The sequence below is a fragment of the Amycolatopsis umgeniensis genome (genome assembly GCF_014205155.1).
In the GTDB taxonomy this organism is placed as follows: domain Bacteria; phylum Actinomycetota; class Actinomycetes; order Mycobacteriales; family Pseudonocardiaceae; genus Amycolatopsis; species Amycolatopsis umgeniensis.
This window is the reverse complement of sequence record NZ_JACHMX010000001.1, coordinates 5,463,709-5,485,424: the sequence shown is the minus strand read 5'-3', so window position 1 is coordinate 5,485,424 and position 21,716 is coordinate 5,463,709. Positions and strand designations below refer to the sequence as shown.

Here is a 21,716-nt window from a genome sequence, read left to right as displayed (position 1 = left end):
ACGCGCACGCATCGAACGGCCCGTTACTTCGGTAGCGGGCCGTTCGCGTTTCAGGAACCGCGGATCACCCTGTCGATCTCCTTGATCGCGGCGCCCCCGCCGTACGTGGCGTTGGACAGCATGGCGACATCCAGGTCCTCGCCGGGATAGTGCCGTGCGAGCGAGCAGACGCCCGTGTTCCCGCCGTCCTTGTAGTAGTTCCCCACCGAACCGTCCTGCTCCAGGACGAATTCGAGGCCGAAGCCGTACCAGACGCCGCTGCTGTGGAGCACCTGCGGCGTGAGGAACTCCTTCGTGCGCTCCGGGCTCAAGAGCCGCTCCTCGCGAATCGCCCGCAGCAGCCGGACGAGGTCGCCGACGGTGCAGTACGCACCCCCATCGGGTGAACCGATCGGCGGATAGCTGAAGATGTTCTGCTTCCAGCCGGTGATCCGCTCGCCGTCGAAGATCGGGTCCCAGCCCTCGGCGACCCTCGGCTGCGGATCACGCCGGTCGAAGAATCCGGAATCGGTCATCCCCGCGCGCTCGAGCACGGTTTCCCGGACGTGGTCGCGATACGTCCTCCCGGTGATCTCCTCGATCACCAGACCGGCGAGGACATAGCCCGAATTGCAGTACCGGCAGCCCTCGCCCGGCGCGAAATTCGGTGCCCGGTAAGCGAAATTGGGCAGATGATCCCGCGTGTTCACCACCGAGTACACCGGCTTGTCGACCCACAGCGCCTCGTAGCTCTCGCCCGCTTCCTCGTCGGCGTCGTCGGCGATGCCGGACGTGTGTGTGAGCAGCTGCCGCGTCGTCGCCCCCGGTGCGATCGCCGTACCGCCGAGGTCGAGGATCTCGCCGATCGGGCGGTCGAGGCCCAGCCGCCCCTCGTCGACGAGCCGCAGGGCGGCGATCGAGGTGATGACCTTGGTGATCGACGCGGTGTCGTACCGGACGTCCGGCGCGTTCGGCACCGACCAGCGGCGGCTGGCCAGGCCGTATCCGCGTTCGAACAGCGTTTCGTCGCCGCGCCGGATCAGCACGACCCCGGAGAAGCGGTCCTCCCCGGCGCGTTCGGTCAGCCAGGTGTCCAGCGCGGCGAAGTCCATGCACCGACGGTAATGACGACGGGGAGCCGCGTCGCGCGAGTTCCGCTGGCCGGAACGGGCTACTTCTTGCGCGTCTCGAGTTTGAGCCGCAGCGCGAGTCCGGCCTTCACCGCGAGCATGACCGGCTTCCAGAGGAGGCCGCGGTGGCGGTCCGCGAGGTAGCGGTACGCACTGTCGTGGTGCGCGCGCAGCATCTTCTCCGAAGCCTGCGAAGTCGAGTGCCCGCCGATGTGCATGACACTCGACGAAGGCGCGTACACGTTCAGCCAGCCCGCGCGGGAAAGCCGTTCACCGAGGTCGACGTCCTCGAAGTACATGAAGTAGCGCGTGTCGAACCCGTCGACCGAGTCGAAGGCCTCGCGGCGGATCAGCTGGCAGGACCCGGAAAGCCAGCCCGCCGTGCGCTCGACCGGGGTGCCGGTCTCCTGCCGGTACTGACGCGTCCACGGATTGCCCGGCCAGACCTTGCCGAACGCGGCGTGCCCGATCCCGCGGCCGAACGACGGCAGCAGCCGGGCCGACGGGTAGACGGTGCCGTCGAGGTCGTGGATGAGCGGACCGAACGCGCCACCACGCGGCCAGCGCTCGGCGACCTCCAGCAGCGCGTCGAGGGAACCGGGTTCCCATTCGAGGTCCGGGTTCACCACGACGACCCAGCCGTAACTGTCGTCGAGCTCCGCGACCCCGCGGTTGGCGGCCGTGCCGTAACCGACGTTCTCGCCGATGCTGAGCAGCTTGACGTTCTCCCGGCGGGCGGCCTTCTCCGGCGCGCCGTCGGTGGAGTCGTTGTCCGCGACGACGACCTGGACGTCCCGGTCCGTCGCCTTCTCGAGCGTGTCGAGGAACTTCTCGAGGGTCTCGCCGGGGAAGTACGTCACGGTCACGACGGCGATCCCGTCGCCGTAGCTGGGGTGCTCAGTCACGCGGCCATTGTCCACCCGTCACCGAACGCGATTCCGGCCCCCACCCCCGAGCGTCGGCGATAGCAAAGGTCCCTTGCTCCCCGAGCGGCCGCACCTGTTGCCGGAAAGGCGAAAGCCCGCGAGACGACCGTCCGGACGCGTCGCGGGCTCTCATACTCGGCCCCACCGGGACCTCGCGCTCGAAGAATACTTCCCTTCTCAACCGAAGGACCAGCCCACCTGTAAGAAAAGGTCCCTTGCTCCCCTGACCCGACGCCCGGGGGGCTGAAAGGGCCCTTCGCCTCATCCGACGCGGCGAAGGGCCCTTCCCTGCATCTAACGCGGGCAAAGTCCCCTTCAGCCGCCGCGGCCAGAGCGCTTCAGCCCGCTCGCCGCTGCGAATGCCGGTACCAAGCCTTCGCGTAAGCCTCCCGGTGGCGCTCCGCTGTCGTCGCCCACGAGAACTCCTTCGCCCGCAGCTGCGCGGCTTCGGCCAGCTCGGCCCGCCTCGCGGGAGCATCGAGCAGTTCCGCGATGGCCGCCGCGACATCCCCGGCGCCGACACCGCAATAGGCGACCGCGTCCCCGCCGACCTCCGGCAGGGAAAGCCGCCGGGTCGTGAGCACACTCGCGCCGCACGCCATCGCCTCCAGCACCGGCAGCCCGAAACCCTCGCCGAGACTCGGGTACGCGACCAGTTCGGAGCCGCCGAGGAAACCCGCGAGCGTGTCGAACGGCAGATAGCCCGCCCGGATCACCCGCAGGCGGTGCGGCACGGCGTCCAGTGCGCGTTCGACCTGCGAATCCCAGCCCGGTTGCCCGGCCAGCACCAGCGCCGGCGGATTCGGCCTGCCGATCACGGCGTGCGCGAAGCCGCGGATCAGCGCGGGCACGTTCTTGCGCGGTTCCAGCGCGCCGAGGAAAGCGACGTAAGGCGTCTTCCCGAGTCCGACGGCTTTGCGCGCGGCCTCGATCTCGGCGGACGACGGCGGATGGAACCGATCCGGTTCGACGCCGTGGTGGATGATCTCCAGCTCGGCCGTCCGCACCTGGCCGACGCGCTCCAGTTCGGCCGCCGTCGCGAGGCTCGGCACGACGCACAGCGTCGCTCGGCGAAGCGCCGTCGCGGTCCAGGCGCGGAAGAAGCGCGCCTTCACCGAAGAGTGCAGGACGGCGTCGGTGAAGAAGGTCGCGTCGTGCAGTGTCACGACCGAAGCGGCGGGGCTGGCCAGCGGCATCGTGTAGTGCGGCGAGTGGACGACGTCGGCGGCGAGCCGCCGCACCAGCCGGGGCAGGGTCGCCTGCTCCCAGGTCAGCCGGGCCGTCCTGGTCGACGTCGAGGGCGAGGTGGGCACGATCCGCGCACCGGGGGCCAACCTGTCGTAGAGCACCGCGTCCCGCGGCTGGCAGACGACGGTGATCCGCGCGCCGTCCTCGTCCAGCGCCGCGACCAGCGAATCCACGTAGCGACCGACGCCACCCCGGTCCGCCGGGACGGCTGTCGCGTCGATCAGCACGCGAGGGTCATCGGTCACCCTCGCAGGGTACGACGGCGGCCCTCCCCCGCGGTGGGGAACCGACAAACTAACCGCGCAGGTGAAGGCCCCAAACGGCGGAAGCGGCACGCTGCCAGGTGAACTCACTCGAACGGCTGAGACCACCGTCACGCAGCGCCGATGACCGCTCCGGATGGTCCAGTACGCCCCGCAGCGCGTCGGCAAGCGCTTGCGCCTCGCCCACCGGGACGGCGACGCCCGCTCCCCCGGCCACCTCGACCAGGGCCGGGACGTCCGAATGCACCACCGGCACCCCGGCCGCCATCGCCTCGATCAGCGGCAGCCCGAAACCCTCCGCGCGGCTCGGCATCGCCAGCGCCGACGCGCCCCCCAGCACGAACGCCAGTTCCGCGTCGCTCACCTTCCCCAGCACCCGGACGTCGGCGCCGTGCTCGCGCGCCAGGGCCACCGGGTCGATCCCGCCCCAGCCGGGTTGCCCGGCCAGCACCAGCGGCACCCCGATCCGGCCCGCGGCGTCGATCAGCACGTCGATGCCCTTGCGCGGCTCGATCGTCCCGATCGCCAGCACGTACCGTTCCGGCACCGCGACCTCGGCGAATTCCGCGAGCGGCCGGACGCCGTGCGGGATCACGCGCAGGGGCACCGACACCGGCACCAGCCCGGCGAGCTCGTCCGCGATCGCTCGCGTCGGCACGGTCAGCGCCGTCGCCGTCCGCGCGGCCCGCGCGATCACCGCCTTGTGCCACGCGACGCCGCGCGGGGTCAGCGTCTCGGGATGGGTCCACGGGACGGTGTCGTGCACCGCGACCGACAGCGTCTTCCCCTTCGGCACCCGGGCGGGCGCGAGCGGCGTCGGCGCGTGGACCGCGTCACCGCCCGGCCACCACGGCAGGCCCAGCTGCCAGGCCGCGATCAGCGCCCGGGGCGGGATCGGCAGCACACGCGGCCCCTCGACCCCTTCGACGACAGCGGCCTCGACGTCGGCATGCCGCGCGACCACACTCGACACCGTCCAGCCGGGCGGCGCGGTCTCGGCGAGCGCCCGCAGCAGCTCGCCGGTGTAGCGGCCTGTCCCGCCGGGGACGGGCGCCAGCAGCTGCTCGGCGAGCACGACCAGTTCGGGCATGTCTCTATTCTCTCTGGCATGACCAGCACCACCGTCGTCGTGGTCACCTGGCGCGGCGCCGCGCACATCACCGACTGCCTCGACGCCCTCTCGGCGCAGTCCCGTCCGCATCGCACCCTGATCGTCGACAACGCCTCCGACGACGGGACAGCCGCGCTGCTCGCCGCCCACCCGTCGAAGCCCGAGGTGCTCCGGCTGCGGCGCAACACCGGTTACGCGGGGGCCATCGCCGCCGCGCTGGACAAAGTGGACACCCCGCTGATGGCGTGGCTGAACGACGACGCCGCGCCCACCCCGGATTGGCTCGCGACCTGCGAAGACACCCTCGGCAAGGCCCCGCTCGCCGCGGCCGTGAGCGCCCGGCTGACGCTGGCCGACGGGACCGTCCAGTCCACCGGGGTCCGCCTGACGGCCGACGGCCACGGCGCCGACCTGCCCGAACCCGCCGCCGAGGTCTTCGGCTTCTGCGGGGGCGCGGCGGTGCTGGACGTCGAGGCGCTCCGCTCCGTCGGCGGCGTCCCGGCCTCCTATTTCTGCTACTACGAGGACACCGACACCGCGTGGCGGCTGCGGCTGGCGGGCTGGGACGTCATCGGCGCCGAAGCCGAGGTCACCCATCAGCATGGCGCGAGTACGCATCCCGGTTCGGTCCGGTTCCACCTGTGGAATGAGCGCAACCGCCTGCTGACCCTCCTCCGGTGCGCCCCGCGCGCGGTGGCGATCCGCCAGCTGATCAAGTTCGCCGCCCTCACCGCGGTACTCCCTTTACGAGGGAAACCGCACGCGCCGAACTTCCGTCTGAGCCTCCGATGCCGGGTGCTGGGCGCCGTCGCCGCCCGCCTGCCGCGCACGCTGTTCGAGCGGCGGGCCATCGGGCGCCGCGCGGCGCTCGACCGAGGCGCGGTCTGGGAGGCGTGGGCCGGGCTTTAAGCTCTGACAGAAGACGGAGATGAAGATCGAGCCCGAGAAGTGCCTCGCAGGAGCCCGCCCTCGGCCGAAGGCCCCGCTTCTCGACGGCAGGGCGCCCTAGCAGCAGTGGCGAGGGACAGGCCAGACGAGCGCCCTGGCGGCGTGAAGCGGTCGCGGGCTCTTCATCGACACCGTCCATTCGAGTAGCAGGGAGTACGACTTTGGCGCAGGGGGAAACGCAACCGGTCGTCTCGGTGATCGTGGTGAACTACCGGGGAGCCGCCGACACCGTCACCTGCCTGCGCGCGCTCGCCGAACACGATTACCCGAACCTCGAGGTCATCTGCGTCGACAACGCCTCCGGCGGCGCCGACGTGGCCGAGATCAAGGCGGCCGTCCCGGGCGTCAAGCTCGTCGAGTCCCCGGTGAACTCAGGGTTCGCGGGTGGCTGCAACCTCGGCGCGAAGCACGCCACCGGCACCGTCCTCGCCTTCCTCAACAACGACGCCCGCCCCGCGCCCGGCTGGGTCGGCACGGCCGTCGCCGAACTCCGCGCGCAGCCGACGGTCGCCGCGGTGGCCAGCAAGGTCCTCGACTGGGACGGCACCGGCACCGACTTCGTCGACGCGGGCCTGACCTGGTTCGGCATGGGCTACAAGCGCCACGCCGGCAGCCCCCTGTCCGACGTCCCCGCCGCCGAACACGAGATCACCAAGGACGTCCTGTTCGCGACCGGTTCGGCGATGTTCGTCCGCGCCGGGGTGTTCGCCGAACTCGGCGGGTTCGACGAGCGGTTCTTCATGTTCTACGAGGACGTCGACCTCGGCTGGCGGCTGAACCTGCGCGGCTGGCGCGTGCGGTACGTGCCGGAGTCGCTGACCTACCACAAGCACCACGCCACGATGTCCACAGTGGACGCGCCCGACTCGGGCCGCGAGACGTTCTTGCTGGAGCGCAACGCTTTGGCCGCACTGTACAAGAACCTCTCCGACGAGACCCTCTCGCGCGCGTTGCCCGCCGCGCTGGCGCTCGCCGTCCGCCGGGCGACGGCGCGGGGCGACCTCGACGCCACCCGGTTCGACCTCGCCCAGGGCGTCGGCCCGGCCGAAACCGGTCCGGTGGAGGTGCCGCGGACGACGTTGGCCGGCGTGCTGGCGATCGATCAGTTCGTCGAACTGCTGCCGTCGCTCGCCGAGTCGCGCGCCGCCGAACAGGCCGCCCGCGTCCGTACCGACGCCGATCTGCTTCCCTTGCTGCGCAAGGCCTTGGAGCCCGCGTACCCATTGCCGCGCTATCTCGCCGCGCACGACATCCTGGTCGAGACGTTCGGCATCGACGCGCTCTTCGGGCAGCGCCGCAAGGTACTGGTGATCACCGGCGACGCGATCACCGAACGCATGGCGGGACCGGCGATCCGCGCGTGGAACATCTCCGCGACCCTGGCCACCGAACACGACGTGCACCTGGTGACGGTCAACCCCCTCGCCGATCCGCCGCCCGCGCCGTTCCAGGTCAGCGCGGCGAACCGGCGCGAGCTGGAGGCCCCGATCGCCTGGGCCGACATCGTCGTCCTGCAGGGTCACGTGCTGGAACTCGCGCCCTCGCTCAAGAAGCAGTACGCGCACAAGATCGTGGTCGCGGACCTGTACGACCCGATGCACCTGGAACTGCTCGAACAGGGCAAGGGCGTCCCCGACGACAAACGCGCCCTCGACCTCATCGGCGTCACCAAGGTCCTCGACGCGCAACTGGAACGCGGGGATTTCTTCCTGTGCGCGTCGGAACGTCAGCGCCACTTCTGGCTCGGGCACCTCGCCGCGATGGGCAGGCTCTCGCCGCGACTGTACGACGCCGACCCGACCACCCAGTCGCTGCTCTCGATCGTCCCGTTCGGACTGTCGCCGCAGGCACCGGTCCGCACCGGCCCCGGCCTCCGGTCCACTTTGGACGGAATCGGGGAAACCGACCACGTCGTGCTGTGGGCGGGCGGCGTCTACAGCTGGTTCGACCCGCTCACCCTGGTCCGGGCGATCGAACGGCTGCGGCAGCGCCGCGGCGACGTCCGCCTGGTGTTCCTCGGGATGAAGCATCCCAACCCCGAGGTCACCGAGATGGACATCGGCGCGCGGACGATGCTGCTGTCCGACACGCTCGGCCTCACCGGCAAGCACGTGTTCTTCAACCAGCAGTGGGTGCCGTACGAGGAGCGCCAGAACTGGCTGCTGGACGCGAACTGCGGCGTCACCACGCATTACGAGCACGTCGAGACGACGTTCGCCTTCCGCACCAGGGTGCTGGACTATCTGTGGGCCGGGCTGCCGATCGTCACCACCGACGGCGACTCGTTCGCCGATCTGGTCCGCGAGGAGCGGCTCGGCGTCGTCGTCCCGGCCGAGGACGTGGACGCGCTGGCCGACGCACTGGAAAAGGCGCTGTACGACGAGGAGTTCGCGGCGGGCTGCGTCGAGCGGATGGCCGCCGTCGCCCAGCGCTACGCCTGGCCGGAAGCGCTGAAACCGCTGGTGGAGTTCTGCCGGAACCCGCGGCCCGCCGCGGACCGGCTGCCCGGTTCGGAAGACCTCGTCGTCACCGTTCCGGCGCGGGGCAAGGAAATGCTGCGCCGTGACGTCGACCTGATCCGCGAGTACCTCGCCGACGGCGGCCCGAAGGAACTCGTGCGGCGCGTCGGGGGCCGGGTGGTCAAGGTGGCCAAGCAGAGGCTCGGCCGTGGCTGACCGCCCCTTGCGCGTCCTGCTCGACGGGACCCCGCTTCTCGGTGCCAGGACGGGAATCGGCCGGTACACGGTCGCACTGTCCGAAGAGCTCGCTTCGATGTCCGAAGTGGACACTCGCGCGGTGGCGTTCACGTTGCGCGGCTGGCGAAGGCTGCGACACGTGCTCCCGCACGGCGTCCGCGCCCGAGGCATGCCCGTGGCGGCGCGGTTGCTGCGCAAGGCGTGGCTGCGGTCGCAGCTTCCGCCGGTGGAACTGTTCGCCGGGCCGACTGACGTCGTGCACGGCACCAACTTCGTGCTGCCGGGCCGGTTCCGCGCGGCGGGCGTGGTGACGATCCACGATCTGGCCTTTTTGGACGCTCCCGAGGAACTCGCGCCGAGCGATCACGAACTCCCGCAACTGGTCCGCCGGGGCGCGCGGCTCTCCGACGTGATCTGCACGCCCACCAACGCCGTCGCCGACCAGATCGCCGAACGGCTCGACGTGGACCGCCGCAAGATCGTGGTCACCCCGCTCGGGGTCAACCCGGCCTGGTTCACCGCGCGCCCGCCGGACAAGGAACAACGCAAGGAACTCGGCCTCCCGGACAAGTACCTGCTCTTCGCGGGTGCCCCCGGGCCTCGCAAGGGCCTGCACTGGCTCCAGCAGGCCCACGAGGCCGCGCCGGATCTGCCGGAACTGGTGTTCGTCGGTCCCGGTTCGTTCTCGGTGGGCTCACGTTCACGACACGTGGGCTACCTGTCGGACGTGAACCTCCGCCGGGTCGTCGCCGGGGCCAGCGCGCTGGTGCTGCCGTCACGCGACGAGGGTTTCGGGCTCCCGGTGCTGGAAGCGATGGCGTCGGACGTACCCGTGGTGTGCACGGACATCCCGGCGCTGCGCGAGGTCGCGGGCAACTGCGCGAGCCTCGTCCCCTACGAGGACGTCGACGGTCTCGTGGAGGCGCTGCGGACCGCCGTCAGCGACCCGCACGCCGTCGCCACCTCGGCCACGCGCCGCGCCCACGTCGCGAACTTCACCTGGCGCGCTTGCGCCGAACTCACCGTCGCCGCCTACCGCAAGGCCAGCACGACGCACTGAACCCCCGCGAGTCCCGCCCCCAATCACGTGAGTTCCGCCCCCAATCACACGTGATCGCCCTCCAGACACGCGTGTCGTCCATCCACACACGAATGCCGTCTGTGGGAAGGGCGAGTTCGCGTGCTTGGAGACGTGACTCACGTGGGGTCAGGAGGCGAAATAGGCCTTCAGCGCGTCATGCCAGTCCCGAAGCGGCGTGAGACCCGCCTCGCGCCACGACGCGTTCGACAGCACTCCGTACGCCGGACGCGCCGCAGGACGCGGGAACTCCGCCGTCGTACAGGGCTTCACGCGCGCCGGATCCGCGCCGAGCTCCGCGAAGATCGCCCGCGCGAACCCGCACCAAGTCGTCGACCCGCCGCCCGTGCAGTGCAGCACCCGCTGCGACGGCCCCTGACCGGCGACGACGCGACCGGCCAGTTCCAGCAGCCCGGCGGCGAGATCGCGCGACCACGTCGGCGCGCCGGTCTGATCGTCCACAACGGACAGTTCTTCGCGCTCTTTCTCCAACCGCGCCATGGTCTTCACGAAGTTCGACCCGGTTTTGCCGTACACCCAGGACGTCCGCACGATCCAGGAGCGAGCTCCCGACCCGAGGACCGCGTCCTCACCGGCCGCCTTCGTCCGGCCGTACGCGTTGAGCGGGGCCAGCAGATCACCGGTCTCGTACGGCGAAGTCGCGTCGCCGGCGAAAACGTAGTCCGTCGACACGTGGATGAGCGGCACCCCGCGCGACGAGCAAGCCGCGGCGAGCACCCGGGGGCCGTCGGCGTTCACCGAGAACGCCCGCTCCTCATCGGTTTCGGCCGCGTCGACGGCGGTGTAGGCCGCCGCGTTGATCACCACCGGCGACGTCCCGGCCGCCCGCGCCCGGTCCGCCAGCTCGGTCACCGCGGCGACGACCTGGCCGGTGTCGCGCACGTTCAGCTCGGACGACGACGGTGCCGCCGCGTCCGGCGCCAGCGCCAGGATGTCCTGCCCCAGCTGGCCGGATCCGCCCGGTACGAGAACACTCAGCAACTCGTCACGCCCCCGCACGGTTCTTCAGCGGCTCCCACCACGAACGGTTTCCGCTGTACCAGGCGACGGTGTCGGCCAGACCGTCCTCAAAGGACTTCCGCGGTGCATAGCCGAGCTCCTGCGAGATCTTGGAGATGTCGACGGAGTACCGGCGGTCGTGCCCCTTGCGGTCCTCGACCGGCTCGACGCTCTCCCAGTCGGCACCGACGGCGCCCAGCAGCAGCTCGGTCAGCTCGCGATTGGTCAGTTCCGTGCCGCCGCCGATGTTGTAGACCTCGCCCGGCCTGCCGCCGTCGGCGACGAACTGGATACCGCGACAGTGATCGTCCACGTGCAGCCAGTCACGCACGTTGAGGCCGTCGCCGTAGAGCGGGACCTTCTTGCCGTCGAGCAGGTTGGTCACGAAGAGGGGGATGACCTTCTCCGGGAATTGGTACGGACCGTAGTTGTTCGAGCACCTCGTGACACACACCGGCAGCCCGTGGGTGCGGAAGAAGGACCGTGCCAACAGATCCGAGGACGCCTTCGACGCCGAATACGGCGAATTCGGCTCCAGCGCGTGGTCTTCGGCCCAGGATCCTTCGTCGATCGAGCCGTAGACCTCGTCGGTGGAGACGTGGACGAACTTCCCGACCTCGGCTTCGAGCGCCCCCTGCAACAGGGTCTGCGTGCCGAGCACGTTGGTCAGCACGAAGTCGGCCGCCCCGGCGATCGAACGGTCCACATGGGACTCGGCGGCGAAGTGGACGACCAGGTCGACCCCCCGCATCAGCTCGCTGACCAGGGCGGCGTCACAGATGTCACCCTTTTCGAACCGGTAGCGCGGGCTCTTGCTCACCGGCTCCAGGTTCGCTTCGTTGCCCGCGTAAGTCAGCTTGTCGAGCACGACCACTTCGGCGTCGGCAAGGCTGGGGTACGCCCCCGTCAGCACCTGACGGACGTAATGCGAACCGATGAAACCGGCACCACCGGTGACCAGCACCCGCATCCCGTGATCCTCCCTTTACGACTTCCCGGACCAGCCGAGTGTGTCACGACCGGGGCAACCTTTCACCAGCCTACGGACGTCTAACAGGGGGATCAGTAGAGTTGTCCGAGTGGCACGCGTGTGCCCTGGGGAGATTCGTGGAGGACCGCACGTGACCGAGTGGCCCGGGCCACCCATCGAAGCGCGCCGTGGCGGCGGCGTCGTGGTGTTCGCCCGCCGTGGGGTGAAGGTCGTGTTCAGCCTGGTCTCGATCACGATCCTGACGCTGACCTGGTGGGGCTGGCAGTTCATCGGCGACCCGTCGCAGGGCTTCGCCACCACGAACATCTTCGAGGACAACGGCCATCCGCCCGCGAAACCGCTGGACGGCGCGATCGACATCCTGCTCGTCGGCCAGGACAGCCGCACCGACGCGCAGGGCAATCCGCTGCCGCGCGAAGTCCTCGACATGCTGCACGCCGGGGTCTCCGACGGCGAGCGCCAGACCGACACGATGATCCTGGTGCACATCCCCCAGAACGGTAAGAAGGCTGTCGCGATCTCCTTCCCCCGCGACTCCTGGGTCGAGATCACCGGCGGTTTCGGCAAGCACAAGCTCAACAGCGCGTACGTGTACGCCTACAACGACACGTCGAAGACGCTGCAGCAGCAGGGCAACTCCGATCTCAAGGACGTCGACGCCAAGGCCAAGGACGCCGGCCGCAAGAACCTGATCGCGACGCTCGAGAAGTTCATCGGCAAACCGAAGATGATCGACCGGTACGCCGAGGTGAACCTGTCGAGCTTCTACGAGATCACCAAGGCGATCGGCGGCGTCGAGGTCTGCCTCAACGGCCCGGTCAAGGAGAAGAAGTCCGGCGTCGACCTGCCCGCCGGACGGCAGACCGTCGAAGGCGTCCAGGCGCTCGCGTTCGTCCGCCAGCGATACGACCTGCAGAATGGCGACCTGGACCGGATCGCGCGGCAGCAGGCCTTCCTGTCCGGGCTGGCGAACAAGGTCCTCTCCTCCGACGTCCTGATCAACCCGGCGAAGATCTCCGACCTGATCGCCGCGGTGAAGAAGTCGGTCGTGCTGTCGGCGGGCTGGGATCTGCCGGAGTTCGCCGCGCAGATGCGCGGGCTGACCAGCGGCAACGTCGAGTTCCACACGATCCCGACCCAGGGTGACGCGACCATCGGCGGCGCCGCCGTGCTCCGGGTGGACCCGGCGCAGGTGCAGGCCGAGGTCACCCGCCTGACCTCCGACGGGCAGACGGCGCCCACCGAGACCCCGGACAAGCTGCCGGGCGCGGAAGCGGTGACCGTCGAACTGTTCGACGGATCCGGCTCCCCCACCCTGGCCACCGAGACCCGCGCTCTCTTGCAGGGCAAGGGTTTCAAACTCGCGCCCGACACCAAGCTCAGCACCCGCAACTCCACGGTCATCCGGTACGCGCCGGGCGACGAAGACGCGCTGGCCCTGATCAAGCAGCTCTTCGGCACCGCGGTGCAGGCCGAGGCGGATCGTGATGTCGCCCCCGGCAAGGTGCGGGTCCTGCTCGGCAAGGACTTCAAGGGCGCGTCGGGCGGCGCGAGCGCGCCCCCGTCGAAGACGTCGACACCCTCGAAGCCGGCTCAGCCGCCCTCCAGCGCTCCGGCGGCGCCCACCACGACGCCGATCGTCGCGGGGAATGTGCCCTGCGTCAATTAGTGGCCGGGTACTCAGCGTGGCCGACCTCATGGTGGCCTAGCCTTCTCCTACGATCGGACTAGCGAGCAGCTCCAGGGGAGGTGAGTAGGGATGGACAGCGAAGACAAAGACACCGATGCGCGTTCTGAGCAGTTGGACGCCGAAGACACGAAGCCGGAAGAAGACACCGCGTCGGACACCGAGAGTGACGAAGAGCCCCGGTTCGTCCCGACCCCGTACCCGCGGAATCCGCTCCCCCAGCCGTCCGGCCCGCCCGAGGACGAAGCGGTCTCGGGAGTGCTCGCCGTACCCGAACGCGGGCTGCGCCGCGCCGGCCGGATCACCCGCCGGATCGCGCTCGGCCTCGTTTCGCTGCTCGCCCTCGGCACGACGGGCTACGCCTACGTCACCAAGGACCAGCTGCAGGACAACGTCCCCACGACGAACGCGCTGAGCAAACCGGACGATCCCGCCGCGCCGCCCGCCGACGACGGCGCGAACGACATCCTCCTGGTCGGCAGCGACGCCCGCACCGACGCGCAAGGCAATCCGCTGCCGCTCAAGGTCCTCAAGGAGCTGCGCACGGAGGAAAAGCCGGGCGTCAACACCGACACCATCATCATCCTGCGCATCCCGAAGAACGGCGGGAAACCGTCCGGTATCTCGATTCCGCGCGACACCTGGACCGAGATCCCCGGCCGCGGCCCCAACAAGATCAATTCGGCGTACGGCGTCGCGAAGGCCAACTACGCGAACGCCCACCGCGGCGAGCCCGACCAGGCGAAACTCGAACGCGACTCCGACCAGGAAGGCCGCAAGGCACTGGTCCAGACCGTTCAGGACCTGACGCGGATCCGCATCGACCACTACGCCGAGGTCAACCTGCTCGGGTTCTACCTGCTGACCGAGGCCCTGGGTGGCGTGAAGGTCTGCCTGAACCACTCCACCGAGGACAAGGACTCCGGCGCGAACTTCCGGCGCGGTGAACAGACCGTTTCCGGCGGTGAGGCGCTCTCCTTCGTACGGCAGCGGAAGAACCTGCCGCGCGGCGACCTCGACCGCATCGTGCGGCAGCAGACCTTCCTGTCCTCGGCCCTGAACCAGGTGCTCTCGGCGGGCACGCTGACCAGCCCGTCGACGATGAGCGGGCTGATGGACGTCGTGCGCCGGTCGATCGTCCTGGACGAGGGGCTGGACCTGCTGGAGTTCGCACAGCAGGCGAAGGGGATCGCGTCGGGCGACCTGACGTTCACGACCATCCCGGTGATCAACATCAACGGCCGCAGCGCGGACGGGCAGAGCATCGTCGAGATCGACGCCGCCGCCGTGCGGACCTTCGTCTCCGGCCTGGTGGGCCGTGGCGGTGGCGGCAGCGCCCCCGGTGCGGCTCTCGCCGCGTCGAGCGTTCCCTGCGTCAACTAGCGTTGGGGGCGTGAGCCTCACCGAACTGCTGCTGCGGCCCCTGCTCGGGTCGCCCGCGAAACCGCTGATCACGCACTACGACGACAAGCAGGGCAGCCGGGTCGAACTGTCCGTGGCGACCACGGTGAACTGGGCGGCCAAAACGGCGAACTGGCTGGTCGACGAGTTCGACGTCGAACCGGGTGACGAGGTCGCCGTGGTGCTGCCGTCGCATTGGCAGACCGCCGGTGTCCTGCTGGGCGCGTGGTGGTGCGGTGCCAGGGTGGTGACGGAGACCGCGGGCGCGCGGGTGGCGTTCGTCGCCCCGGGCGGCGCTTCCGCCGCGGCCGCGACGGCCGTCGTCTCGCTGCACCCGATGGGACTCGGGCTGCCCGCCGGCTCCGTACCCGACGGCGCCATGGACTACCTGACCGAGGCCCGGCTTTCGGGCGACCAGTTCAGCCCGCTGTTCCCCATTCCCGGCGACACTCCGGCGCTGGGTTCGTCCACTGTGGATGAAGTGCTCGCCGAAGCTCGCTCCCGCGCTTCCGGCTTGGGGCTGTCGGCCGAGGATCGCGTCCTGTCCACTGTGGAATGGTCCGGCGAGGACGGGATCCTCGCGGGATTCCTGACACCGCTCGCGGCCGGTGCGCATCTGGTCCAGGTCACCGACGCGGATCCGGCCAAACTCGCGTCCCGGCGCGAATCCGAACGGACGACCGCGGATCTCCCCGCCTGACACGACAGAATGGGCCGTTCCCGGCGGAGCGGCCCATTCTTGTCAGGCTTGGAGATCAGGCGTCCTGAAGCTGCTTCGCCTCACGCTTGCGTCCGAAGAGCACGTGGTCGAGCGACAGTTTTCCGGCGTTGAAGCCGATCGCGAGTCCGGCCACCGCCAGGACGAGGACGAGTTCGTAGCCACCCTGACCGGTCAGGCCGTTGTCGAGGTGCACCGAGAGCAGTGCGCCGACGGAGACCACGACGAAGCCGAGGCCGACCAGCGGCGTCAGGAAACCGACGATGAACAAGATGGCTCCCACGATCTCCACCGCGATCGCGAAGATCGCCGCGAGTGTCGGCAGCGGGATGCCTGTCTGCTCGAAGAACTTCGCGGTGCCGTCGATCCCGTTTTCCCACTTCTGCAGGCCGTGTGCGAGGAAGACCACACCGACACCGATCCGGCCCAGCAGAAGGGCGACATCCTTGAAACGAGCGAACATCGGGTATCAGCTTTCTGGTCGGTGAATATTCAACTTACCGGGATCACGGTAAGGCACCGAGCGCCTCGGACGGCACCTCCGGAGCGTGATCGACAGGTACCCGACAGGAACCGGACCCTGTCCTCTGTGGAAGGTCGCGGAGGTTATTCGCCCGGACGGCGCCGTTGTCCCGAACGACCGGCGGGCAGAATCTCCTGGGTGATGGATGAACGCCTGATCGGCCTGTGGTCGGATCGCATGCTGTATCCGAGCGATGTCGAGTCCGCCGAACTCGCGTTCCGCGGCGACGGCTCAGGATGGCTCTACTGGTCGAGCTGGAGCACCGAGTTCACGGTGTCGCGCTACACGTGGGCGGCGTTCACCCCCGGCAAACTGGCCTTGAAATTCCACCGCACCCTCGGCGGCACGTGGTCGATCGACAACGGCATCACCCGGCACGACGTCGAGTCGGACGAAAAGGAAGACTCCGTGGTCGAAATCGGCTACGGGATCGCGCCCGGCGAAGACCCGTTCGGCAGCCCGGTGACCCTGCTCTCGCTGGACCGCCCGCTGGACGACCACCTCGCGGGCTCGAGGTTCGCTTGGGTCGAGAAACCGGAGTCGCTCAGCGATCCGTCCGCCGATGCTCCGCGGCCAGACCCGTCCAGCCCCCGCTGACGGCCAGCACCGCGAGCACCCGCTCGGCCTGCTCGGCGAACCCGGCCAGATCGGCGTGGAGCAACGCTATCCGCTCGGCGTCGAGCGGGACCTCGTCGTCGGCCCACAGCTCGATCACCGTGCTGACGGTCCACACGAGGAACTGGATGATCCGGATGAACTCGTCGGAGGGCTCCTCGACGGCCTTGCGGTAACCCGTCTCGATCTCGTCGCAGGCCGCGACCAGCTCGCGCAGCGGCTTGACGACGTCGGCCGCCGTCCCGTCCCACGCGGCCGACGGCCACAGGCGATCCCCGAGCTCGAGCCACAACCGCCAGCCGGCGATCAGCTCGGCCTCGTCGTGCGGTGTCCACGACACCGGTGCGGACCAGAACATCCTTCGAGAGTGACACCGTCGGCCCATGATCGCCGTACTTCCGTGAAGCATCTCACCGGTGCAGCGCGATCGGTCACCTACTTGCGTGACAGCCCGCCGCAAAGTGACGGTTTCGCGTGCTTGGGCGGCGAACACGCGTGATCGAGCGCCGAACTCACGTGTCCAGACGGACGACACTGAGCGAAACCCGGTCGCGGGCGTGTTCCGCCCCCAATCACGTGTGTTCGGCCCTCAATCACGCGAATTCGCCGTCCAATCACGCGAATTCGCCGCCCGATCACGCGAATTCGCGTAATTGGCCCTCTGGTCGCGTAGGCCGCAATCGCGTGAAGGCCCCCTTCCCTCGGCTGAGCCGAGGGAAGGGGGCCTTCATGTACTTGGCGAAAGTCAGCCCTTGAGCAGGGCGCGTGCCATGACCATGCGCTGGATCTGGTTGGTGCCTTCGTAGATCTGGGTGATCTTCGCGTCGCGCATCATGCGCTCCACCGGGAAGTCGCGCGTGTAGCCCGCGCCGCCGAAGAGCTGCACCGCGTCCGTCGTCACCGACATCGCGATGTCCGACGCGTACGCCTTCGCGGCCGCGGCCATGTAGCCGCCGCGCTTGTCGCCGCGTTCGGTCGCCGCGGCGGAGGCGTAGACGAGGTTCCGGGCGGCCTCGATCTTGATGCCCATGTCGGCCAGCATGAACTGGACGCCCTGGAACTCCGAGATCGCCTTGCCGAACTGCTTGCGCTCCTTGACGTACGCGATGGACGCGTCGAGCGCGCCCTGCGCGATGCCCAGCGCCTGCGCGCCGATGGTCGGGCGGGTGTGGTCGAGGGTGCGCAGCGCGGTCTTCAGGCCGGTGCCGGGCTCGCCGATGATGCGGTCGGCGGGGATGGTGCAGTTCTCGAAGTGGATCTCGCGGGTCGGCGAGCCCTTGATGCCGAGCTTCCGCTCCTTCGAGCCGACGGTGAAGCCGGGGTCGTCCTTGTGCACGACGAACGCGGAGATGCCGTTGGCCTTCTTCTCGGCGTTGGGGTCGGTCACCGCCATCACGGTGTACCAGGACGATTCACCCGCGTTGGTGATCCAGCACTTGGTGCCGTTCAGCACCCAGTGGTCGCCGTCGAGCTTCGCGCGGGTGCGCATCGAGGCGGTGTCCGAGCCGGCTTCGCGCTCCGAAAGCGCGTACGACGCCGAGGTCTCGCCGGAGGCGATCGACGGCAGCACCAGCTTCTTGAGGTCTTCCGACGCGGAAAGGATGATCGGCACGGTGCCCAGCTTGTTGACCGCCGGGATCAGCGACGCCGACGCGTCGACACGCGCGACCTCTTCGATCACGATGCACGCGCCGATGGCGTCCGCGCCCTGGCCGTCGTAGGCCTCCTCGATGTGGACGGCGTTGAAACCCGACTTGACCAGCGCGTTGTACGCCTCGATCGGGTAGCGCTCGTCCTCGTCGACCTCGGCCGCGTACGGCTCGATCTCCTTCTCCGCCAGGGCACGCACCGCGGCCCGCAGCTCTTCGTGCTCCTCGGCAAGCTGGTACAGACCCGGGCCGTCAGACACCTTCGTCACCTCTTCAAACCGTGAATGGGAGTTCGACCGATGTTAGCGCTCGTTCACATTGTGCGACATCGCGAGCGCTTGTGTCTTTGACCGCAAAGTCCGTACGTTCGGGTGATGCAGCTCACCCCGTTCCCCCGGTCGCTCGAGTATCCCGAGGTCCCGGTCGGCTCGGTGCTGGCAGGCGCCGCTGCTCGCTGGGGCTCCCGCACGGCCTTCGCCCACGGAGACCAGAGCCTCACCTTCGCCGAGACGTACAGCGCGGCCTGCCGGTTCGCGAACGCCCTGCGCGCCGAGGGCATCGGACGGGGTGACGTCGTCGCGCTCCACCTGCCGAACTGCCTGGCGTATCCGGTCGCGTACTACGGGACGCTGCTCGCCGGTGCCACCTTCAGCCCGGCGAACCCCCTGCTCCCGCCGGAGGACCTCGCTTTCCAGCTGGCCGACGCCGGGGCGGTCGCCGCCGTCACCGTCGGGCCGGTCGCGCGGGTGCTCGCTTCGATCCGCGATCGGACCTCGGTCCGGCTGAGCATCGTCGTTCACCCGCCCGAGGCCTTGGGGCAGGGAGAGGTCGAGTTCACCGAGTTCCACTCCGGTCACTCCGACGAGCGGCCGGACGTGGAGATCGACATTTACCGCGATCTCGCCCATCTGGCGTACACGGGCGGCACCACCGGACGTTCGAAGGGTGTCTGCCTGCCGCACCGGAACGTCGTGGTCAACAGCCTGCAGAGTTCCTGCTGGCGGCTGGGCGCGGTCCCCGCCGTCGACGACGCGGGCGAGGTGATCGTCGAGCAGTTCGGCGGCCCGGACGAATGGCCGTCCCGGATCGGCACCGGGATCGCCCTCAACCTGACGCCGTGGTTCCACGCCATGGGCACGATCGCCGCGCTCAACGTCCCGTTGCTCGACGGCGGCACCGTCGTCCTGCACGACCGCTTCGACCCGGCCGCGTACGTGGCCGACGCCGAGATGCTGCGGGTCACCACCATCGGCGGCGCGCCCGCGTTGTTCGCCGCGCTGCTCGCCTGCCCCGAGTTTCACACGGCCGACCTGTCTTCGGTACTGACCATCGGCTCCGGCGCGGCGCCGATGAACCACGAGATGATCCGCGCCCTGCAGAACCGCTTCCCCGGCGTGCTCGTCATCGAGGGCTACGGCCTCACCGAGGTCACCATGGGCGCCGTCATCGCGCCGTCCTTTCGCTCCGCCGTCCGGAAGGTCGGCTCGGTCGGCCTGCCGATCCCCGACACCGAGGTCAAGATCGTCCCGGCCGAAGGCGGCGAGGATCCCTTGCCCGCCGGGGAACGCGGCGAGGTGTGCCTGCGCGGCCCGCAGGTGATGACCGGCTATCGCAACCGCCCCGAGGAGACCTCGGCCGCGCTCGTCGACGGCTGGCTGCACACCGGCGACATCGGCGTCCTCGACGAAGACGGCTATCTGTCCATTGTGGATCGCAAGAAGGACATGCTGCTCTACAAGGGATACAACGTCTTCCCGCGCGAGCTCGAGGAGCTCCTGATCACCCTGCCCGGGGTCTCCGCGGCGGCCGTCGTCGGGAAACCGGACGCCGAGGTCGGCGAGCTGCCGGTCGCGTTCGTGGTCCGCAGCGACGAGAACGTCACCGCCGAGCAGCTCATGGAGGCCGTCGGCACTCGCGTCGTGCCGTACAAACGGCTGCGGGCGATCCACTTCGTCGACCAGATCCCGGTTTCGGCCGCCGGGAAGGTGCTCAAACGGGAGCTGCGGAAGCAACTCGCCGACTGAGCGTCAGCCTTCGACGCGTTTGCGCAGTGCGGCGTCCTTGTCGAGCACCAGTTGCTCGAGGTCCGCCTGGAATTGCGCCATCTTCGCCTGAAGTCCTACGTCGGACGCGGCGAGGACGCGGACCGCGAGCAGGCCCGCGTTCCGCGCGCCGCCGACGGAAACCGTCGCGACCGGGACACCGGCGGGCATCTGCACGATCGAGAGCAGCGAGTCCATGCCGTCGAGGTACTTCAGCGGCACCGGCACCCCGATCACCGGCAGCACCGTCGCCGAGGCGACCATGCCCGGCAGGTGCGCCGCCCCGCCGGCGCCCGCGATGATCACGCGCACGCCACGCGAAGCGGCCGACGTCGCGTAGTCGAGCATCCGCTGCGGAGTGCGGTGCGCCGAGTAGACGCCGACTTCGTACTCGATGCCGAATTCGTCCAGCGCCTGGCCTGCCGCTTCCATCGTCGGCCAGTCCGAATCGCTGCCCATGATCAGGCCAACCTGCGGCGACATCTTCATACTCCTAGTGGATCTCGTAGCCGTCGAGCCAGACGGCGTGGGACAGCCAGTGCGCGGAGAGCAGCGCGCGGTCGCGCAGTTCCTCCATGCGTTCGCCGACGAAGTTGACGTGGCCGAGTTTGCGGCCGGGACGTTCTCCCTTGCCGTACAGGTGAACGCGGATGTCCGGGTACCGCGCGAAGAGATGGTGCAGCCGCTCGTCCGGCCCCATCTCCGGCGTCTCGGGAGCGCCGAGGACGTTGGCCATCACGCAAGCGGGAGCGATCAGGTCGGTCAGCCCGAGCGGATAGTCGAGTACGGCGCGCAGGTGCTGCTCGAACTGCGAAGTCCGCGAGCCGTCCTGCGTCCAGTGTCCCGAGTTGTGCGGCCGCATGGCGAGTTCGTTGACCAGCAGGCCTTCGTCGGTCTCGAACAGCTCGACGGCGAGCAGCCCGGTCACGTTCAGGGTCGCGGCGATCCGCAGCGCGAGGTCCTGCGCCTCCTGCGTGCGCTCGACGCTCAGCCCCGGCGCCGGGGCGAGCACCTCGGTGTTGATCCCGCCGGACTGCACGGTCTCCACCACCGGCCACGCCGCGCCCTGCCCGAACGGGGACCGGGCCACCAGCGCGGACAGTTCGCGCCGCATGACGACCTTTTCCTCGACCAGCAAAGGGGTTCCGGCGTCGAGCAGTTCGGGGACGGTCTCGCGCGCCTGCTGCGCGGTGTCGAGCATCCAGACGCCGCGGCCGTCGTAACCGCCCTGCGCCGCCTTGAGCACCACCGGCCACGAGTGCTTGTCCCCGAAGGTGATCACATCGTCCACAGAGGACACTTCGGCGAACTCGGGGCCGGGGATCTCGAGTCCGGCCATCATCTCGCGCATGATGAGCTTGTTCTGCGCCATCGACAACGCGGCCGGATCGGGCCGGATGGTGACGCCTTCCATCGCGAGCGTCAGCAGGTGCTCGCCGGGAACGTGCTCGTGGTCGAAGGTCAGCACGTCGACCCCGGCGGCGAACGAGCGCAGCGCTTCGAGGTCGGTGTGGTGCCCGTGCACGACCTCACCCGCGACGAGGCCGGCGGATTCGTTCTCCCCGGCGGCCAGCACGCGCAGGGACTGGCCGAGGGAGATCGCCGCCTGGTGGGTCATCCTGGCCAGCTGTCCGCCGCCCACCATGCCCACGATCGGAAGACCGGTTCGTTTGTCCATAACGACGGAGAGA

At 69.4% G+C, this 21,716-nt stretch carries 19 protein-coding genes; 8 read left to right on the top strand and 11 right to left on the bottom strand.

Annotation, left to right across the window (positions count from 1 at the left end; genetic code table 11):
- Positions 1-50 precede the first annotated feature (50 nt).
- The 4 genes from HDA45_RS26100 to HDA45_RS26085 all read right to left on the bottom strand — a co-directional run bounded on the left by HDA45_RS26100 (position 51) and on the right by HDA45_RS26085 (position 4,636).
- Positions 51-1,091, bottom strand: coding sequence for a serine hydrolase domain-containing protein (locus tag HDA45_RS26100; RefSeq protein WP_184899582.1), 1,041 nt, complete (start codon positions 1,089-1,091; stop codon positions 51-53).
- 59 nt (positions 1,092-1,150) lie between these two features.
- Positions 1,151-2,014 carry a glycosyltransferase gene (locus HDA45_RS26095; RefSeq protein ID WP_184899580.1) on the bottom strand — a complete coding sequence of 288 codons (864 nt, stop codon included), beginning with the start codon at positions 2,012-2,014 and terminating at the stop codon, positions 1,151-1,153.
- Between the two features lie 359 nt (positions 2,015-2,373).
- On the bottom strand, positions 2,374-3,510 hold the full coding sequence (locus tag HDA45_RS26090; RefSeq protein ID WP_184906051.1) for a glycosyltransferase: 1,137 nt from the start codon (positions 3,508-3,510) through the stop codon (positions 2,374-2,376).
- 67 nt (positions 3,511-3,577) lie between these two features.
- The gene (locus HDA45_RS26085; RefSeq protein WP_184899578.1) at positions 3,578-4,636 is read right to left on the bottom strand and encodes a glycosyltransferase family 4 protein; all 1,059 of its coding nucleotides are present in this window, start codon (positions 4,634-4,636) and stop codon (positions 3,578-3,580) included.
- Positions 4,637-4,654: 18 nt separating this feature from the next.
- Here HDA45_RS26085 and HDA45_RS26080 point away from each other — a divergent pair, with 18 nt between their 5' ends.
- From HDA45_RS26080 to HDA45_RS26070, 3 genes are all read left to right on the top strand, one after another.
- Positions 4,655-5,566, top strand: coding sequence for a glycosyltransferase family 2 protein (locus tag HDA45_RS26080; RefSeq protein ID WP_184899576.1), 912 nt, complete (start codon positions 4,655-4,657; stop codon positions 5,564-5,566).
- Between the two features lie 200 nt (positions 5,567-5,766).
- Complete coding sequence (locus tag HDA45_RS26075) at positions 5,767-8,280, top strand: glycosyltransferase (protein WP_184899574.1); 2,514 nt, start codon at positions 5,767-5,769, stop codon at positions 8,278-8,280.
- On the top strand, positions 8,273-9,361 hold the full coding sequence (locus HDA45_RS26070) for a glycosyltransferase (RefSeq protein WP_184899573.1): 1,089 nt from the start codon (positions 8,273-8,275) through the stop codon (positions 9,359-9,361). The genes HDA45_RS26075 and HDA45_RS26070 overlap by 8 nt, the downstream gene beginning before the upstream one ends.
- A 147-nt stretch (positions 9,362-9,508) precedes the next feature.
- On the opposite strand, the gene rfbD is transcribed toward HDA45_RS26070, so the two are convergent.
- Positions 9,509-10,399 (bottom strand): dTDP-4-dehydrorhamnose reductase, encoded by an 891-nt coding sequence (rfbD, locus tag HDA45_RS26065; RefSeq protein WP_343072151.1) that lies wholly within the window; start codon positions 10,397-10,399, stop codon positions 9,509-9,511.
- A complete protein-coding gene (gene rfbB, locus HDA45_RS26060) occupies positions 10,386-11,369 on the bottom strand; it encodes a dTDP-glucose 4,6-dehydratase (protein WP_184899571.1) in 984 nt (327 codons plus the stop codon). The genes rfbD and rfbB overlap by 14 nt, the downstream gene beginning before the upstream one ends.
- Positions 11,370-11,520: 151 nt before the next feature.
- On the opposite strand from rfbB, the gene HDA45_RS26055 reads away from it, so the two are divergent.
- From HDA45_RS26055 to HDA45_RS26045, 3 genes are all read left to right on the top strand, one after another.
- Complete coding sequence (locus HDA45_RS26055; RefSeq protein WP_184899569.1) at positions 11,521-13,059, top strand: LCP family glycopolymer transferase; 1,539 nt, start codon at positions 11,521-11,523, stop codon at positions 13,057-13,059.
- Positions 13,060-13,149: 90 nt separating this feature from the next.
- Complete coding sequence (locus HDA45_RS26050) at positions 13,150-14,460, top strand: LCP family protein (protein ID WP_184899567.1); 1,311 nt, start codon at positions 13,150-13,152, stop codon at positions 14,458-14,460.
- Positions 14,461-14,470: 10 nt separating this feature from the next.
- Positions 14,471-15,178 carry a TIGR03089 family protein gene (locus HDA45_RS26045; protein ID WP_184899565.1) on the top strand — a complete coding sequence of 236 codons (708 nt, stop codon included), beginning with the start codon at positions 14,471-14,473 and terminating at the stop codon, positions 15,176-15,178.
- A gap of 55 nt (positions 15,179-15,233) precedes the next feature.
- On the opposite strand, the gene HDA45_RS26040 is transcribed toward HDA45_RS26045, so the two are convergent.
- Positions 15,234-15,659: a DoxX family protein gene (locus HDA45_RS26040; protein WP_184899563.1), complete on the bottom strand. Its 426-nt coding sequence runs from the start codon at positions 15,657-15,659 to the stop codon at positions 15,234-15,236.
- 201 nt (positions 15,660-15,860) lie between these two features.
- Here HDA45_RS26040 and HDA45_RS26035 point away from each other — a divergent pair, with 201 nt between their 5' ends.
- Positions 15,861-16,316 (top strand): hypothetical protein, encoded by a 456-nt coding sequence (locus tag HDA45_RS26035; protein WP_184906033.1) that lies wholly within the window; start codon positions 15,861-15,863, stop codon positions 16,314-16,316.
- Here HDA45_RS26035 and HDA45_RS26030 read toward each other — a convergent pair.
- Together HDA45_RS26030 and HDA45_RS26025 are read right to left on the bottom strand one after the other, a co-directional pair.
- Complete coding sequence (locus tag HDA45_RS26030) at positions 16,264-16,692, bottom strand: hypothetical protein (protein ID WP_184899561.1); 429 nt, start codon at positions 16,690-16,692, stop codon at positions 16,264-16,266. The two genes, HDA45_RS26035 and HDA45_RS26030, sit on opposite strands and share 53 nt — an antisense overlap.
- A gap of 387 nt (positions 16,693-17,079) precedes the next feature.
- Complete coding sequence (locus HDA45_RS26025; protein WP_184899559.1) at positions 17,080-18,252, bottom strand: acyl-CoA dehydrogenase family protein; 1,173 nt, start codon at positions 18,250-18,252, stop codon at positions 17,080-17,082.
- Positions 18,253-18,357: 105 nt separating this feature from the next.
- Here HDA45_RS26025 and HDA45_RS26020 point away from each other — a divergent pair, with 105 nt between their 5' ends.
- The gene (locus HDA45_RS26020; protein WP_184899557.1) at positions 18,358-20,007 is read left to right on the top strand and encodes a class I adenylate-forming enzyme family protein; all 1,650 of its coding nucleotides are present in this window, start codon (positions 18,358-18,360) and stop codon (positions 20,005-20,007) included.
- Between the two features lie 3 nt (positions 20,008-20,010).
- On the opposite strand, the gene purE is transcribed toward HDA45_RS26020, so the two are convergent.
- Together purE and HDA45_RS26010 are read right to left on the bottom strand one after the other, a co-directional pair.
- The gene (purE, locus tag HDA45_RS26015) at positions 20,011-20,508 is read right to left on the bottom strand and encodes a 5-(carboxyamino)imidazole ribonucleotide mutase (RefSeq protein ID WP_184899555.1); all 498 of its coding nucleotides are present in this window, start codon (positions 20,506-20,508) and stop codon (positions 20,011-20,013) included.
- A 10-nt stretch (positions 20,509-20,518) separates the two neighbouring features.
- A complete protein-coding gene (locus HDA45_RS26010; RefSeq protein WP_184899553.1) occupies positions 20,519-21,703 on the bottom strand; it encodes a 5-(carboxyamino)imidazole ribonucleotide synthase in 1,185 nt (394 codons plus the stop codon).
- Between the last annotated feature and the right edge of the window lie 13 nt (positions 21,704-21,716).